This window comes from Flavobacterium granuli (assembly GCF_900129705.1).
Taxonomy (GTDB): Bacteria; Bacteroidota; Bacteroidia; order Flavobacteriales; family Flavobacteriaceae; genus Flavobacterium; species Flavobacterium granuli.
In genome coordinates, this window is sequence record NZ_FQWO01000002.1 from 35,063 (window position 1) to 51,582 (window position 16,520).

11 protein-coding genes are annotated in these 16,520 nt (G+C 33.8%); 2 read left to right on the plus strand and 9 right to left on the minus strand.

Annotation, left to right across the window (positions count from 1 at the left end; genetic code table 11):
- Positions 1-125 precede the first annotated feature (125 nt).
- Entirely contained in the window at positions 126-257 is a 132-nt protein-coding gene (locus BUB25_RS16790; protein WP_262496837.1) for a hypothetical protein, read from the minus strand.
- 564 nt (positions 258-821) lie between these two features.
- Between BUB25_RS16790 and BUB25_RS03160 the strand changes: the two genes are divergently transcribed.
- Entirely contained in the window at positions 822-4,772 is a 3,951-nt protein-coding gene (locus BUB25_RS03160; protein ID WP_072940976.1) for a hybrid sensor histidine kinase/response regulator transcription factor, read from the plus strand.
- Positions 4,773-5,443: 671 nt separating this feature from the next.
- Here BUB25_RS03160 and BUB25_RS03170 read toward each other — a convergent pair.
- From BUB25_RS03170 to BUB25_RS03190, 5 genes are all read right to left on the minus strand, one after another.
- Positions 5,444-8,584, minus strand: coding sequence for a DUF3427 domain-containing protein (locus BUB25_RS03170; protein WP_072939880.1), 3,141 nt, complete (start codon positions 8,582-8,584; stop codon positions 5,444-5,446).
- On the minus strand, positions 8,577-8,975 hold the full coding sequence (locus BUB25_RS03175) for a (deoxy)nucleoside triphosphate pyrophosphohydrolase (protein WP_072939882.1): 399 nt from the start codon (positions 8,973-8,975) through the stop codon (positions 8,577-8,579). Before BUB25_RS03175 ends, BUB25_RS03170 begins: the two co-directional genes overlap by 8 nt.
- Positions 8,976-9,751: 776 nt before the next feature.
- Positions 9,752-11,413: an RNA-binding domain-containing protein gene (locus BUB25_RS03180; RefSeq protein ID WP_072939886.1), complete on the minus strand. Its 1,662-nt coding sequence runs from the start codon at positions 11,411-11,413 to the stop codon at positions 9,752-9,754.
- A gap of 452 nt (positions 11,414-11,865) precedes the next feature.
- Positions 11,866-12,525 (minus strand): P-loop NTPase family protein, encoded by a 660-nt coding sequence (locus tag BUB25_RS03185; protein WP_072939889.1) that lies wholly within the window; start codon positions 12,523-12,525, stop codon positions 11,866-11,868.
- The gene (locus BUB25_RS03190) at positions 12,509-13,306 is read right to left on the minus strand and encodes a transcriptional regulator (protein WP_244533803.1); all 798 of its coding nucleotides are present in this window, start codon (positions 13,304-13,306) and stop codon (positions 12,509-12,511) included. Before BUB25_RS03190 ends, BUB25_RS03185 begins: the two co-directional genes overlap by 17 nt.
- Before the next feature lie 6 nt (positions 13,307-13,312).
- On the opposite strand from BUB25_RS03190, the gene BUB25_RS16795 reads away from it, so the two are divergent.
- Positions 13,313-13,447 carry a hypothetical protein gene (locus BUB25_RS16795; RefSeq protein WP_262987395.1) on the plus strand — a complete coding sequence of 45 codons (135 nt, stop codon included), beginning with the start codon at positions 13,313-13,315 and terminating at the stop codon, positions 13,445-13,447.
- Positions 13,448-13,547: 100 nt separating this feature from the next.
- Here the strand turns inward: BUB25_RS16795 and BUB25_RS03195 are convergent, their stop codons facing one another.
- The 3 genes from BUB25_RS03195 to BUB25_RS03205 form a co-directional block, all read right to left on the minus strand.
- Positions 13,548-13,847, minus strand: coding sequence for a helix-turn-helix domain-containing protein (locus BUB25_RS03195; RefSeq protein WP_084089418.1), 300 nt, complete (start codon positions 13,845-13,847; stop codon positions 13,548-13,550).
- Between the two features lie 290 nt (positions 13,848-14,137).
- Positions 14,138-14,974: an RteC domain-containing protein gene (locus tag BUB25_RS03200; RefSeq protein ID WP_170066881.1), complete on the minus strand. Its 837-nt coding sequence runs from the start codon at positions 14,972-14,974 to the stop codon at positions 14,138-14,140.
- A 183-nt stretch (positions 14,975-15,157) separates the two neighbouring features.
- Complete coding sequence (locus tag BUB25_RS03205) at positions 15,158-16,396, minus strand: site-specific integrase (protein WP_072939898.1); 1,239 nt, start codon at positions 16,394-16,396, stop codon at positions 15,158-15,160.
- Positions 16,397-16,520 lie beyond the last annotated feature (124 nt).

Below are 16,520 nucleotides of genomic sequence, written 5' to 3' on the forward strand. Positions count from 1 at the left end.
TATAGCACAGCTCGAAACAACCCTTGCAGTATATCTGCCCAATCATATCTTTCCACTTTTGAGAAAATCTTACTTTAGCTTTTGCAAGTCATCACGAGAATATCTCAAAAAATGACCATTTTGTTCTATAAAACCCCTTCACTCTTTTTATCACCTGAAAACCAATGCTCTTTTGTACAGCGTCTCTTTAAAAACATAATTTCCGAAGGAACTCTATCATAAACCTTTTTATTTACGCCTATTTCCATTGGTTTCAAAAGAGACATCTTTTTAAAAGCTAAATTTTTTGTGCGCCATCGAGCTATTCCAATCTTTTAAATCTGATTATTTTGCTAAAAACTGATACTAATAAAGGGTTGGTATTTCTTTCTCGTTTTTAAAACCTAATTATAGCCCTATATTTTATTCAATTTCTCCAGTTTCTAAAACTGCTTCACTAAATCTTAGCTAATTCCTGAACCTTTTTTTATTATTGCATTTCCTCTTTGTGTTTTTGCAACTAAATTGAAAAGCACCATCTTTATAAACACAGTTATCTAAATATTTTTTATTTTTTTAAGATGCTATTTCATATTAGTGATAATATGTATTCTAAAAATTTTATTGTATTGATAATTTAGTCTTTAGCATAGAAAAACAAACAATTATTTAAAAGTCAAAGTAGATCATTTTAATTCAAAATAAAATCATTCATTTGTGTCATTATTAATGTGAAATGATTCAAATTGCATAAAAAAGAGTAAATAAATAACCCCTTGCAACATTTTGTTGAGGATTGACACAATATGACGAATCCTGGTTTAATCATAAAAAACATAACAATGCGTAAATTCTTTCTTTTTTTATTTTTCTCAATTTTTTCAATCAATTTTATTGAGGCACAAGACTATTATTTTAAACATTTTCAAGCTGAAGAAGGTCTTTCTCACAACACTGTTTTAGCTTCTTTACAGGATGAAGATGGTTTTATGTGGTTTGGAACTAAAGATGGTTTGAACCGGTTTGATGGCTATCGTTTCAAAACGTATCGAAGCAACGGAGACCCAATTCATAGTTTAGGAAGTAACTTTATTAGATCTTTGCATTCCTACAAAGGTGTAATTTGGGTCGGTACTGATAAAGGTTTGTATCAATACAATAAAAAAACAGATCGGTTTACGATTTTAAATGAAGCCATAAACAATAGAATTAACGATATCAATCATGATAAAAAAGGAAACATCTGGTTTATTTCAGGAAACATTCTATACAAATATTCTACAATAAAAAAAGAAACCGAAACTTTTAATTCAGACAAATATTTTGTTGCGACTTCAATCTCACAAGATCCAAATGGTGAAATCTGGGCTTCTTCTTTAAATAAAATATATCATTATTCTGATGAAAGTCGTTCGTTTGAAAATCTTCCATTGGTACCTCCGGGAGGTTCGCCCAACTTTAGAATTACGGCTATTTATGCATTGGACAAAAATAATATTGTAATTGGGACGCATGATGATGGCATTTTAGTTTATAATATTCCGAACAAAACAACTTCTAGATTAAACTTTTCGACAAAAAATCCGGTTTATGTGCGAAAATTTAAAAAAAGGAATTCTAACGAGCTTTGGATTGCGAGCGAATCTGGAGTTTATGTTTACAACCTGAAGACGAAAACAAGCGTTAATCTCAAAAAGAACTATAATGATCCGTACGCCATTTCGGATAATGCGGCTTACTCAATAACAATCGATAAAGAAAACGGCGTTTGGATTGGAACTTATTTTGGCGGAATCAATTATCATCAAAAACAATACACACAATTCAAAAAATATTTCCCTCAAAAAGGACAAAACTCTATTAGCGGAGGTGCCGTGAGGAAAATTATTAAAGATGATAATGGTAATCTTTGGATTGGTACTGAAGATGCCGGTTTAAACCGATTAAACCCGAAAACACAGCAGTTTACTTCGTATTTACCAAACGGAACTAAAGGTAGTCTTCCCTATTATAACATTCATGCTTTAATGTTTAGAAAAGACAAAATTTGGGTCGGAACATTTGAATATGGCTTGGATATTTTAGATAAAAATTCGGGTAAGGTTATAAAACATTATAGTGCTAATAATCCATCTTCAGGGTTGCGAAGTAATTTTATTTTCTCATTTTATGAAACCAAAAAAGGAGAATTGATCGTGATTACCAATATAGGACTTTATTTGTATAATGAACAAAAAGACAATTTTGAGACTTTAAATACATTTCCTGAAACCATATTTTATACCACTTACCTAGAAGATAGAGATGGAAATTTCTGGGCTGGAAGTTCTAGGGATGGTTTGTTTTACTACAATCCGAAAACCAAAAAGAAAGAGGTCTTTATTTATCATTATAAAGACGTTAACGGAATCAGCGATAATTCTATTAATTATATTTTTGAAGACAGTTCTACCAATTTATGGTTTGCCACCGAAAATGGACTGAATTTATTCGATAAAAAAACAAGAATTTTTAAAAAATTTACGACTGAAAACGGACTTCCGAGCAATGTGGTATATGCGATTTTAGAAGATGATGCTAAAAATTTATGGATAACAACTTCTAAAGGTCTGGTAAAATTTGGTCCAGATCATAAAAGTATTAAAATTTATACAAAAGCAAATGGTTTGTTGAGCGATCAGTTTAATTATGCATCGGCTTTCAAAGATACAAACGGCGATATGTACTTTGGAAATCTCAACGGAATGATTAGTTTTAACCCAGATAATTTCACGAAAAATAAATACTCCCCTTCCGTTTATATTACCAATCTTCAAATCAATAATAAAGATATTGACGCCAATGAAAATGATTCTCCTTTAAAACAATCTATTTCGCATATTGATGAGCTAAAACTAACCAACAATCAATCGTCGTTTAATCTTGAATTTGCCTCATTAAATTATACAGCTCCTGAACTTACTGAATATTGGTACAAGCTTGAAGATGTAAACAGTGATTGGGTTTATCTGGGGCACAACAATAAAGTCTTCTTTACAGAACTGAGACCTGGTAATTATGTTTTTAAAGTAAAATCGCTAAATAGTTTTGGTATTTGGAGCAAAGAAGTGGCATTAAACATTAGAGTTTCACCTCCATTTTGGGCCAGTTCTTATGCGTATTTTTTCTATTTTCTGCTAATTTGTGGCTCCCTTTATTACATCATTCGTTATTCGCAAAACTTAACGGAAATTAAAAATAACCAAAAAATAAAACATTTAAACGACCAAAAAGAGAAAGAAATATATCAGGCAAAAATTGATTTTTTTACGAATGTTGCGCACGAAATCAGAACGCCACTAACGCTGATAAAAGGTCCGTTGGAAAAACTTTTGACAATGGAACACAAGTCACCAGAAGTCCCTCAAAATCTTTCTATAATGAAGAAAAATACGTCGCGATTGTTAAAATTAGTCAACGAATTATTAGATTTTAGAAAATCAGAAATTAGCGGATTGAAGCTAACTTTTGTAAAAACCAATATTTCTTCAATGGTTCGAAAATTACATTTGAGATTCAGTCCATTAATTGAAGAGAAAGGCATTGAATTTGAATTGGAACTGAGCCAAAACGACATTTTTGCCTTTGTTGACAAAGAAGCTTTCCAAAAAATCCTGAGCAATTTGATGAGCAATGCTATTAAATACTCGAAAGACAAAGCTTCGATTGCGCTTTTTAGTGATGAAAAGAAACTGACTTTAATCGTAAAAAATAACGGAAATCTAATTCCATTTCACTTAAAAGATAAAATTTTTGAGCCTTTTTTCAGGGTTGATGATATGGATGCGACTTCGGGAACCGGAATTGGGCTTTCGCTTGCCCATTCGTTAACACAATTGCATAACGGAACACTACAATTAATTTCAGACTCAAGCCTCAATGTTTTTGAATTTATAGTTCCACTTCATCAGAAAGAAGAGTTTATGCTTTACAATGAATCTAAAAAAGAGGAAAATATAGAGGAATTAACAACCGCTGAAATTGAAAGCAAATATGAGAAAACACAAATTTTAGTTGTAGAAGACAATGAAGATTTATTGAATTTTATTTCAACAGAATTATCACCGATTTACACCGTCTTTAAAGCTGATAATGGCGAAAATGCATTGAAAATAATTCACAACGAAAATATTCAATTAGCAATAAGTGATGTTTCAATGCCAATTATGGACGGAATTAACTTGTGTAAAAATATTAAAACAAACATAGAAACAAGTCATATCCCGGTGATTTTGCTTACAGCCAAAAGTTCTCTAAAATCACAAATTGATGGTTTAGAAGTGGGAGCAGATGCCTATATTCCAAAGCCTTTTTCAATGGATTATTTGAAAGTTCAAATAGATAATTTGATTGAAAACAGAAAACAAATTATGAACTATTATGCCAGATCACCACTTTCGCATCTCAAAAGTATTGCACACAACAAAACAGATGAAAAATTCCTAAAAAAACTAGATCAAGAAATTCTAAAAAACATTACTGATTCAGATTTAAGTGTTGAATCTTTGGCAGAAATAATGAATATGAGTCGTTCGACTTTGTATAGAAAAATTAAAGATATTTCTAATTTGAGTCCGAATGAATTGATTAATATCGTACGCTTAAAAAGAGCCGCAGAATTACTTTTGAATGAAAATTATAAAATGTACGAAATTGCCGAAATGGTAGGTTATAAATCACAAACGAGTTTTGGGCGAAATTTTCAAAAGCATTTTGGCATTACCCCTTCAGAATATATTACTATGAATAAATAGCCATTAATTGTGGTGTCTGATAAAAAGGAGTAAAAAAACAATCAAATTTGCCCCAACTTTTAGGTGGAATTCTTAATTGCTGGAAGGGATAGACTGGAGAGAGACCGCTAAATTGCCTGCTGTTCTTTAACTAGAGTTTCTTATGAATACGAAAGTTTTGAGAGACATATTTTCTAATTTATTCTATTTGGGGAAGGTATTGGGAAAGAAATTATACTAATTTGCTAAATACTTATAGGGAAAACTAAAGCTCGCAAGGGATGGCAGCGGATATCCTCCTGCGTAGTTTACAAAGCAGAAGATTAGCTCATTGGATTTTATTTAATTTGTATTCGCTGAATTTCATTTTAAGCGAACAGCCCGACCCGCTTTTTTCGGCGGGACGTGCTATAAAAATAGTCTTCTTGGCAAAAAAAAAATCGACAGGAATAATTGGAAATAAGAAGTCCGAAGACAGGAGTCTTCGGAGAGCGAGTTGATTTTCTCTATAGGTTCTATGAATAAAAGTATTTACTAATCCTTGCCATGGAAAAATTCACTATCAACGAAAACAGTTTTATCGTTTTTGCGATATCTATACTCCAGATGCTACAATGCTTTTTGTTAGACGAACTTCATCTGCGGTACTAGTGATTTTTATGACACTCTTGTTTTTGGGGGCATAAAAAATATTAACCTACAGCCATCTTAGCCGTTTCTTTCCAGATATAATGCGGAATGGGCTCCTTTAACTCCCAATTGATATTCATGGGTTGAGAACCGTTGGAGTCTATAAATTTTGAATCTCCTAAGAAAACATAAGACATGGTATTATTGAAACTATCGGTTTCTTTCTCTCTGACGAATAATAAAATCCGTTTCCCATTAATTTCTTGGTTAATATATGATCTCCCACTATTGCTATGCGGTGTAGTTGTATTTTGTGATTGCCAATGAAAAATAGTTTCACTTTTTGCATAGTCATTATACATGGTTGTTGGCGAATATTTTTCTTCTGTCTTTTCTAAAGTAATAAATAAAAGTTCTGTGTTTTTTTCTTTAATATTTAAAACTCCGGAAATAGAACCTGTTTTGCTTTGAAAATTATTGACACCAAATGCTGCTAAAATCTGCGCTCTGGTATATCGGCTATGCACTTTTAGTGGTTGTTGATATGCCAAATCTATATCTAACTCTATGTGGGCAATATTATCAATTATAATTTCTAAAGCATCAATTATTTCACTTACTATAACCGGATTATTTCCAATAGCCGAAATCGCCTCATTCAGAGTTGGATACAATCTTGGCGTCTGCCAAAAATCATAATACAGCATGTTTAGAAACAATGTGTTCTCCTTGGTGTATTTCTCATTGACATTAAAATTATTCTTTGCCAGTTGCAAAATAAAATTCAAATAGGAATAAGAATTACAAGCTAGCCATTTTTTTGAAACTGCCTGAACAAGTTCCTTTTCATTTCTATTAGGGTAATCCTCTTTAATATTAGCGAGAACACATAATCTGTTCCATGTTTTTTTCTTGTAAATTACAGCCAGTGGAATATGATAAAAATTACAGAAGTTTTTTAAGGTTAATTCTTCGTTAGTATGATGTTGAAAATTAATGATTTTATTAATGAGATCTTTTTCTCTTAGTTGGGTAGCTTTTTTAATATTCTCAAGAATAATTTCTTTTGCCTTTTTTTCTAAAATAATAGAGCATCCCAGCGGCAAATGTGGAAAATCATTCTCTAATTCTTCTTTGGTTGAGGTATTTGTTTTTCCGATTAATGCTCTAAACCTACCCTCAAAATCATATTCAGCCCTTGAATTCCCTACAAAATCCAGTACCGTTAAACAATCTTTGTTATCTGAAAGCCTCAAACCTCTCCCGAGCTGTTGAAGAAATACGGTTAAACTTTCGGTTGGTCTTAAAAATAAAACGGTATCTATTTCCGGAATATCGACACCTTCATTAAATATATCAACCACAAAAAGATAATTGATTTCCTTTTTTCTAAAGCTTGATTTTATTTTTTCACGCAAACCGTCCCTGCCATCACCACTTACGATATAATCTGCCTTAATATCTGCGGAATAAAATTTTTCGGCCATATAAATAGCATGTTCTTTTGAAACACAGAAACCAATAGCTCTGACATTCTTATAATCGGTTAAATAATCTTTGCATTTTTTTATAATTTCTCCTACTCGTATATCATTCTCCGTATAGACTTTAGTCAACTCAGCGATATCATATTTGCCTTTATTCCATTTAATATGCCTTAAATCAATACTATCAGTGATCCCGAAATATTGAAATGGACACAGCAACTTTTTGTTCAAAGCTTCTGGCAATCGGATTTCGGCGGCTATAGTTCCACAAAAATCATCAAGAATGTTTTCATTATCCATCCTTTCTGGTGTAGCAGTAAGGCCTAACAAAACATTTGGGCTAAATTTTTCTAATATTGGTCTATAACTTTTGGCCGCTATGTGGTGTACTTCATCAATGATTATAAAATCAAAAAATGAAGTAGAAAGTTTTAGATTGTCAACTTGGTTATTTAATGTTAAAACGGATGCAAAAACGTTCGAATAATCGGAAGGTACTTGACCATCTACCCATAATTCGCCAAAGTTATTATCTCTTAGTACTCCCGCAAATGTTGCACGCGCTTGTTGCAATATTTCTTTTCTATGGGCTACAAATAATAATTTTGCATTAGGATTACTGTTTCGGAAGTTTTTAAAATCAAAAGCGGAAATGACTGTTTTTCCGGTTCCTGTGGCGGCAACAAGTAAATTTTTATACCTTTTATGGACTTTTCTTTCGGCATCTAATTTTTCTAATATTTCTTGCTGAAAATGATACGGTTTTATTTCAAAATAGAAAGCCGCATCCCCTCTTTCATATAATTTTTCGTTATTTAATGCTTTTTGAAGTTTTTCTCGGTGTTCGATTTCAATAAAAGTTTCAAATTCTTTGTCCTGCCAATAGGTTTCAAATGTTTTGGAAAATTTATCGATGATGTGTCCGACTTCTTTTGTGGTTACTTTCAGGTTCCATTCTAAACCACTTGTTAGTGCGCTTCTAGACAAATTGGAAGAGCCAATGTAGCCCGTATGAAATCCTGTATTTCTGTAAAACAAATAGGATTTGGCATGTAGCCTTTCATTTTCTGTGTTGTATGAAATCTTTACTTCTACATTTGGTAAACTCGCTAAAAACTCGATGGCTTTTAGATCAGTGGCCCCCATATATGAAGTTGTAATAACCCGAAGCTTATTTCCTTTTTTTGTAAATTCGCGTAGTTCTTTTTCGAAAATTCTTATTCCAGACCATTTGATAAATGAGACCAAAAAGTCAATTCTATCAGAAGAAAGTATTTCTTTTTTTAATTCGCTCTCCAAAGATAAACCGGTATTAGAACCGGTAAAAAGTTCGCTTTGTGTTAAACGGGTATACGGATTAATTTCTTTTAAATGAGCTTCAAAATCAACAATTCCGGAATCAATTTTAGAAAACACAGCGCTTAAGATTCTTCCATTTGTCATTATTAGATCATCATCGAATTCTTCGTTTTCAAGTTCGTGTCTTAATAATCTAATGATTCTGTTTGATAGTTGAATTTGCAATTCTAAACTATCCGATTTAGTAAAAAAAAGTAAAGCTTTATTAATAACTTCAGCAAGATGGTTACTCAAAATCAAAGAGGCTTCTGCTTTTTCAATTTGATTTTCTTTGATGAAAAAATTATCCTTATTTATAGAATCCAGTTTAGAGGAAACTAACTTGGTTATTAATTGTTCATAAAGTCCGTTAGTCATTGGTTTGCATTAAAGATTTAACAATAGGAATGTCTGCTGCAGCCCAGTCTAATTGAGCGAGTTCCTCTTTATTTAACCATTTAAAATCAACATGTTCAGTCAATGTGAAATTAGTTGTATTCGTGGTGCAGAGATAAGAGTGAAGTGTAATTGAGAAGTCAGGATAATTGTGGTTGACAATTAAAAATGGTTTTTGAATCGTTATGTCGAGTTGCAATTCTTCTAATATTTCCCTTTTTAATGCTTCTTCAACTGTTTCGCCAGACTCTATTTTACCTCCTGGGAATTCATATTTATTAGCAATATAGTCATACTTGTTTTTACCTCTTTGCAAACATAAAACTTTGTTTTCATGTGCTATTATTGCAGCTACAACTTTAAATTGTTTCATCTTTTGATGTAGTTTGTGTAAAGTTGCCCATACTTGTTAAATAAAATAATAGTGCAATATACAGAACATTTTATCAAGAATTTTAAGTTCGCCCTTGAAGATGAAAAAACTGACAATATTAATCATTTATCCCTTATAGTAAGATTGCCAAAATGTGGGTCGTTTCTTTAATGGTTTTGTTCATTTTATTTACTTGTTCCTATTGCATGAACAGTTTTTATTTATGAACAAGAACTTAGGATTTCATCGCTTATCCTTTGTTTCTTTATCAAAACATATCCTCCTCCTTATTTTAAAAAAACCACTATTTTTAAAATAAGGAACTTGGTTATTTAATAAAAACTACACATTGTAGCTTTATTGTCAGGTTTAACCTGATTTACATGATATGAAACATCATTCACCTATCGTTTGTCTTTGATGTTTTTGTCGAAGGCGATGAGGTTGAACATGGCTCTCATCCGGGAACGGAGACAGTTGCCGTAGTAAGTTTCTATTTCTGTGACCGAAAGATTACTGGTCAAGTGGATATCTAACTTTTGTCCACTGAAGGCCAGGCCGTAAAAGTTAGGATTTCATTTGAAGCGTACGGGACGAGCCATTTAGGCTTTATTCTGCTTCCAAGATTCTCAATTCTATTGGTAGTCCTTTCCTTTGCTAAATTTCTGATTTCCTTTGCTAATTTTTTTGATCTTAACTAAGCACAACAACTTCAAAATCAATGGTTTTAGACAAAATGAATTAGAATTCTCTTTGCTAAATTAGAATTCTCTTTGCTAAATTTTTAATAAAACCCATTTTGATTTTGCTCTACTGCCGTTATTAACTATAGAAACACCTGACATTTCTTGTAGCAGATTATGAATTTTCTTTTTCCTTTGCTTTTCAGTCATATAGTCGGGTAAATTATTCAATAGCAGGCTGTCAATTTCTTCACGCGTGGCAAAACCGTGATTTTCTATATGTTTTAGAATAAAACCTTTATAAACGTCTTTATCTAATCCTTTATTTTTAGTGTAATTGGCTTTTTGTCCCGTTAGTTCGGCCAGTTTAGCCGAAATATAATAGTTTGGTTTACGGCCTTCTATTAATTCTTTTTTCTTTAGTAATTTAGCCCCTTCATCCGTTATCTCTTGTTTTTTCTGTACCTTATCTAAAAGTATGACCTCGGTTAGACTTAAGTCATCTTTTTTCTCGATTAGCAATTTAGAATAATTTTCGTCAATGGTGTGTCCATAAATTTCAAGTACGACAGTATCCCTAGTCGATTTTGTATAATCCGGTAAAGGAAAATATCTTTTGCGTTGGCTTTTGTACATTTTATAAATACCATAACCCAAACTGTCAATCATATTAAGATTTACCATCGCTTCCGCCAACCATTTGTTACGGTATTTTTTCGGAGTTTTGTCCCCAGCGGAATACTCCTCTGCTGTTCCTTCAAAAAAACTACCTTCACTGCTGAAAATTAATTTATTGATTTGTTCAGTTAACAAAATACGAGCGTGTCTGCTGTAATCCTGGTGTGCAATACAATTGTTTAAGGCCTCCAATATTACTTCGGTATCGTATTTCATTACCTCAGTAGCCACTAATTGATTGTCAGGAAAGAATTTATATTTTACGTTTCTAATTTTAGACAGTACCACATTTACTTCAGCAAACAAAGGCATATTAAAATGTTCATATGCTTTTTCTTCGGTATCGAGCTTCCAAGTGATTTGTGCCACCGCAGGCGAAATAAAATGAGCTGTTTCCGGCTTTCCTAATAATATAATGGCAGTATTGGTAATCTTGCCGTCAATAGTAATTTTTAGCTTATCCAGAAATGTTTTGTCGGTCCAATTGTCAATTTCATCATAAAAAGCAGCATTGGTGTTCTTTTCCTTGTATTTTTCTCTGGCGAGTTTTATTGCATTGGGATCCAGATTGTCAATCGTTGCTTTTTCGGCAATTTGGGCAGACCAATCTGTTTGAGAGTTATAGATGGCTCTCATAAAATGCGGATATTTCTTCAAGTCGGTTAAACTACTGTCAAAACGGATATAGGGATGATTTTTAAAATTAGTAGGTTCAGCTGCCGCCGCGGGTATTCTGAAAATCTCTAAATTAACTCCGTTGTAGTCACAAATGAAATGGTCAAATTTTATTGAGGGGCCTAAAAAACGTCTAACCCATAACTCCACCTCCTCGTTTCCTTCTTTGCGATTCTTAAAATTAAAATTAGTTCCAACCGCCTGATGGGTCTCGTCATTAATTCCAAATACCAAATAGGCAAATGGCTGATTGGCAATGCAAGCTGCATTTGACAATCCGGAAATATATTGTCCCAATTTGTCATTTGTTGTTACGTTGCCGGTTTTGAACTCTACCCATTCATTCTCTTTTGGTAAAGCTCTTAACTCATCAATAAGTTCAATTAATTCGGTGTTAGTCATAATTATTTGATTTCTTTAGAATTCTTTTCCGGTAGGGACACTGATTTCCCTACCAGAAATTCATCCTGTTTTTTTGAGAGGGACATCAGTGTCCCTCTCAAAATTATTTTCGCTATTTCACAGAGGGACACGGATGTCCCTCTGTGAAATTACTTCATTTACATTTATGCAGTGTCATTGTGAAAACGTAAATCTATAACTTTTCGAAATAATAACCTATCTGAAAAATTTAAGAAAAATATATACCAAAAACATTCTCTCCCTTATTTTAAAAACACCACTATTTTTAAAATAAGGAACTTGGTTATTTTAAAAAACTATATGTTTTTAAAATAGCACGAACGTTATTTTATTTTTCAACACTTTATTGAATTAACAGAATTCCTTATTTAAAAAAAACATCATTTTTAAAAACAGCCCAATTTTACCAAGGTCGCAATCGCATTTTTGATTTACCTTTTATCCTTTGTTTCCTTATCAAAGGCGATGAGGTTGAACATGGCTCTCATCCGGGAACGGACTCGGTTGCCGTAGTAACTTTCGATTTCTGTGGCCGAAAGATTGGTGGTCAGGTGGGTAACGGAATTATTCATCACAAAATGTTCGTAGCGGCTGATCAGGATCTCGGCCATCACATTGCAGTCATTGCCATAATGCTTGATTTGCTGTTCGGCGCCAAGATCATCAAAACAATAGCTCGCCAAACGAGTGCTTTTGTGTTGGATTTGGTTGTAATTGGCCATGGTTTCAAAGCCGTTTTTGGCAAAGTCGAAAGCAATTTCACGACAACTCTTCATTTTATAGTCGAGCGAAGGATACACAAACGGCCTTAATAAGCTCATTATCGACGTTTTTCCACATCCAATTGTACCGGACAGCAATATGCCTTTGCGAAGGTCTAAATTGAGTCTATGAGCTTCTTTTTTGTCTTTGATGGCATAAATCAATAATTTATAAATGGTTTCGTGGTCAATTTCGCAGATCTGGAAAGAATTGCCGTAGGTGATTTTGCCCTGGTATTCGAGATAACTAAGGCATTTGCTGAAGCTGTAGTTTTTGATGTTGTCAATGATTTGGTAGGTCTCGACAACGGTTTTACAAGGGTTCGTCATAATTTTTCTGAGTTAGGCTATGAAGATGAGCCGGTTTGGGTTGGTTAGTTGTTGGGGTTTTAGTGTTGTTGGCGAACTTGGTTGCATTGAGCATCCAATTGCGGGCGGCTGCTTTCCAGTCTTTCATTTTGGATTTTCCTCCTACAAGCCAACCGTTGCTTTGGAAATGATTGAAGAATCTTTGGGCTTCGGTTTCCGTAAAGTTTTTTTCCAGGAAAAAGGTCGTTAGCTCATCGGGATTGGGAGGGATTTTTTCTTTGGCTCCTCGCATCTCGCATCTTGAGTCCGCACGATGTGACAGGCTCGATTTGACAGGCTCGGGATGATTTGACCGGGATGACCTAGTTGGAATTTGAACTTCACTTATTTCTTTTTTTTCGCGCAACTTTTTTTTCTTTTCATCATTTTCTTCTAATGATTTAAAGTTTTTATCATCACTTTTTTTTTGCTCACCCAAGTTTATAATGTTTAAATCGTTTGTACTGTTTATACTGTTTGTATTGTTTATATAAGATACCAGCGCTTGTTCAGTGCCTGTCCCAGTACTTGTTTGCTGCTTGTTCAGTGCCTGTTCAGCACTTGTCTCATCATTAGTTTGGAGCTTGTTTAATGCCTGTTCAAGAACTTGTTTAGCAGCCTGTCTGTTTTTTAGTACTCTGCGTTCCTTTTTTGGTACCGGTTTTAAGTCGTCACTAAAATTGAATAAATGCACTATGCTGCCCCGAAATGGATTATAAGAAGGCTCGTATTTGATATATCCCTTGTTGTGGATATCTTTCATGCACTTATGATAGGTTGCCTTAGAACAGATTTTACTGATGCGCATTACCTCATCACGGGAGATACTGATGGGGCTTTGAAAGCGGTTGACATTCCACAATTGGAACAAGGCCATATACAGGCTGACATGGGAAGGATTTAATTCGAAATCGGTTGATACTTTTTCGAAATAGGCGGTAAGGTGCTTTATGTAATTCATGGCAGTGAAATGTGAATTGTGAGATGTGAGAAATTTATCGATTTTATTTATCCAACATCTTTTGGATATCCTCGTATTTGTGGTAGATCAGACCGCCGATGCGCTTGTAGTTTAAGGTTCCATTGACACGGAGGTTCTGAAGGGTTCCGGGCGATATTTTGAGTAGTTTTCGCACTTCGGTGGATTTGAGCCATTGGGCCGGCTTTTCTTCTCTTGGGCTATTTTTGATCTCACTGAGCAATAGATTAGCAAAATGCCAGAGGTCTTTTTTGGTAACGACTTGGTGATTCAATAATTCCAGATTGTCTGTTTCCGGGAATAATTTCTTAGGATGTAAATTCATAATAAAATTGTTTGAATGGTTATGAGACAAAGCAACTTTATTTAGTAAAGAATAAATAGCAGGCAGTTAGCGGGTAGCGTGTATTTAAGGGCAAAATCAATGTTAAACAGCTGTCAATAAAGCTTAAAATTTTTTGAAATGGCCAAAACCACGCTTTTCCGTTTCAACGTAAAATAGGAGCAAACCGCTATTTTGGACTAAAGACGCTAGTAGCGTATACCTGCTAAATGATTTTACAGTAAAAGAAAAAACTTAAAAGAAAAATCCAGGGCCAGCCTGGATTTTTCGCTTTATTTTCGGAAAGATTCTTCGAAAATTCTTTTGCAGAAATTTTCGATTGCCTTACTGAGGAATTTTGTCGGGTCAGTTTTTCTTCCTTTAATTTTTTGAAATGTATCGTAAACTTTATTAGCGTTTATCTCAACATTAAAAAATTTGCCCAGATTAATGGCAAATTCCTTTATGCATAGATTTCCGTTATTAATGACACGAAAATAGTGCAGCACATAGACAATTTCTACGAAATCGGTTTGGGTACCACACCATTGATAGGTTTTTATAGGATTAAAGCTTTCCTTATTTTGAATTTGATCGATTCTTTCTTCGAAATATTTTGTCAAGGTTGCTGCCGATAGCATTTGAGCCATCAGATAATCATGGGAGGTGGATATTTTAGAATCGTAATTCAACAGCATCAGATCGTTCTTAATTAATTCCTTATAGGTTTTCCGGAGAAAATAATCATTATCCTTAAATGATGAAGCGGTTCTGAAATAAGTGTAAAAGATGTGATTTTCGACCGTTAAATCATGAATTTTTTTCAATGATCTGTTGAAATATTTTAGCTTTTCCTTTTTGTTGATAGGGACATGTGATTCTGTTTTAAGTACTGATTTATAAAAAATGATTTTAGATACGAAAGAAGGTTTCAAGAATTTAAAGAAATAGATTTCCTCTTCAGGGGTTTCAAAAACATGATATTTAAGCCATTTATTAAGCAGTTTGAGTTTTTCTTCTAAAAAGCTCAGTACTGTTTGTGCCTGAAGAAGCGGTTCTGTTTCGGAATCTTCAAGTCGGGTAAATTCCTTTTCTAATTCATTAAAAAATACTTCATAAGTACAATTCATAATCATAGTTTTATAGGTTTTTATTTATATAACTCAAGTCAATAATAAGAATAATATTACGATTATTACTATTAAATGATTTAATGTTTTTTTTTAAAAGCTAGTCAAAAACTTAAATTACTGAGAATATCGCATTAAAAAAGGCAGTCTAAAACTGCCTTTTTGGAAGAGAATGGGTTTTGCCTAAGATGCATTTTCTTTTTTGAATGGAGCTTTGAGTTTTGATTTCAAAATCATCATATCATCGCTGATTTTTTTGTCAAGGATTTTGGCGTAATGTTGGGTTGTTTTCAGGTTTGTATGTCCCAACATTTTACTCACGGTCTCCAGTGGCACACCATTGGAGAGCGTTACGGTGGTGGCAAAAGTATGCCGGGCAATATGGAAGGTGAGTTCTTTTTTGATTCCGCAAACATCCGCGATTTCTTTAAGATAGGCATTCATCTTTTGATTGCTCAGAATAGGAAGCAGTCGGTTTTCATTTTTACAGACGGGATAATCGGCATATTTATCGATTATCAGCTGCGCTGTTGGCAACAGCGGGATTCTGGAGGTAGTATCGGTTTTTTGGCGGTTTTTAAAAATCCATTTGTCGCCATCGATTCCCAGACTGATATTGCTTTTTGTGAGTTGCTTCACGTCAATATAGGCCAAGCCGGTAAAGCAGCTGAAAACAAATATATCACGGACCAAATCCAAACGCTCGGATACAAACTCTTTTTTTATCATCGACTCGATTTCGTCCTCGTTCAAAAATTCCCGAACAACTTCTTTGACTTTGCCTTTGTAATTGACAAAGGGATCTTTGTTGAGCCATCCGTTAGCCAAACATTGATTGATAATCTTGTGGAAGTTCTTGATGTATTTGACTGCGGTATTGTTGGCGCATTTTCTTTCGCTGCGCAGATAGAATTCGTATTCGGTGATAAAAGCATGGTCGATTTTATCGATGCTGATATCGCTGAGCTTGTATTTCCAATTCAAAAAATCCTGGGTATGCTTCAAAGAGGTTACATAACGTTCTAATGTTCCGGCAGCATATTCCAATCCGACTAGTTCTTTTATTTTTCGGTTATGTTCTTCGAAAATTGGAATCAGAAGACGGGAGCGCTCTTTTTTGCCTTGGTATTCGTTTTTGAATGTTTCAAAATTGATTTCTGATTCCCTCATAAAAAGACGTTTCTCGGTTTCGTAAACCTTCGCTCTCCACATTTCGAGCTGGCTGTTTATTGTTCGGGTTTCCTCAGAGTTGCCTTTCATTCTGCTCGAATTGACCGACCATTTCGATTCTTCAACATAATGCCCGGTACTGACCTCAAATCGTCGACCGTCTACAGTTATTCTTTGGAAAATTGGCATTCGCCCCTGAGCATTGACTTTTGATCTTCTGAGGTAGAAGAGTACAATGATTGTAGTTTTCATCTTGGTAAGCTTTTGAGTTGATAATTAATTTACTTTAATTGCCAACACAAGACAAGATGTCCATTTTTCAGACTGGTTCATAAAATAGGTGCACCTGAACTTCTCTTTTTCAAAGTGCACCTCA

Coding starts and splice junctions, on each gene's coding strand:
- BUB25_RS03190 (WP_244533803.1), bottom strand. CDS start 13,306: ATGAAAGATATCCACAACAAGGGATATATCAAATACGAGCCTTCTTAT.
- BUB25_RS03180 (WP_072939886.1), bottom strand. CDS start 11,413: ATGACTAACACCGAATTAATTGAACTTATTGATGAGTTAAGAGCTTTA.
- BUB25_RS03205 (WP_072939898.1), bottom strand. CDS start 16,396: ATGAAAACTACAATCATTGTACTCTTCTACCTCAGAAGATCAAAAGTC.
- BUB25_RS03195 (WP_084089418.1), bottom strand. CDS start 13,847: ATGAATTTACATCCTAAGAAATTATTCCCGGAAACAGACAATCTGGAA.
- BUB25_RS03160 (WP_072940976.1), top strand. CDS start 822: ATGCGTAAATTCTTTCTTTTTTTATTTTTCTCAATTTTTTCAATCAAT.
- BUB25_RS03170 (WP_072939880.1), bottom strand. CDS start 8,584: ATGACTAACGGACTTTATGAACAATTAATAACCAAGTTAGTTTCCTCT.
- BUB25_RS03185 (WP_072939889.1), bottom strand. CDS start 12,525: ATGACGAACCCTTGTAAAACCGTTGTCGAGACCTACCAAATCATTGAC.
- BUB25_RS16795 (WP_262987395.1), top strand. CDS start 13,313: ATGATAGGTTGCCTTAGAACAGATTTTACTGATGCGCATTACCTCATC.
- BUB25_RS03175 (WP_072939882.1), bottom strand. CDS start 8,975: ATGAAACAATTTAAAGTTGTAGCTGCAATAATAGCACATGAAAACAAA.
- BUB25_RS03200 (WP_170066881.1), bottom strand. CDS start 14,974: ATGAATTGTACTTATGAAGTATTTTTTAATGAATTAGAAAAGGAATTT.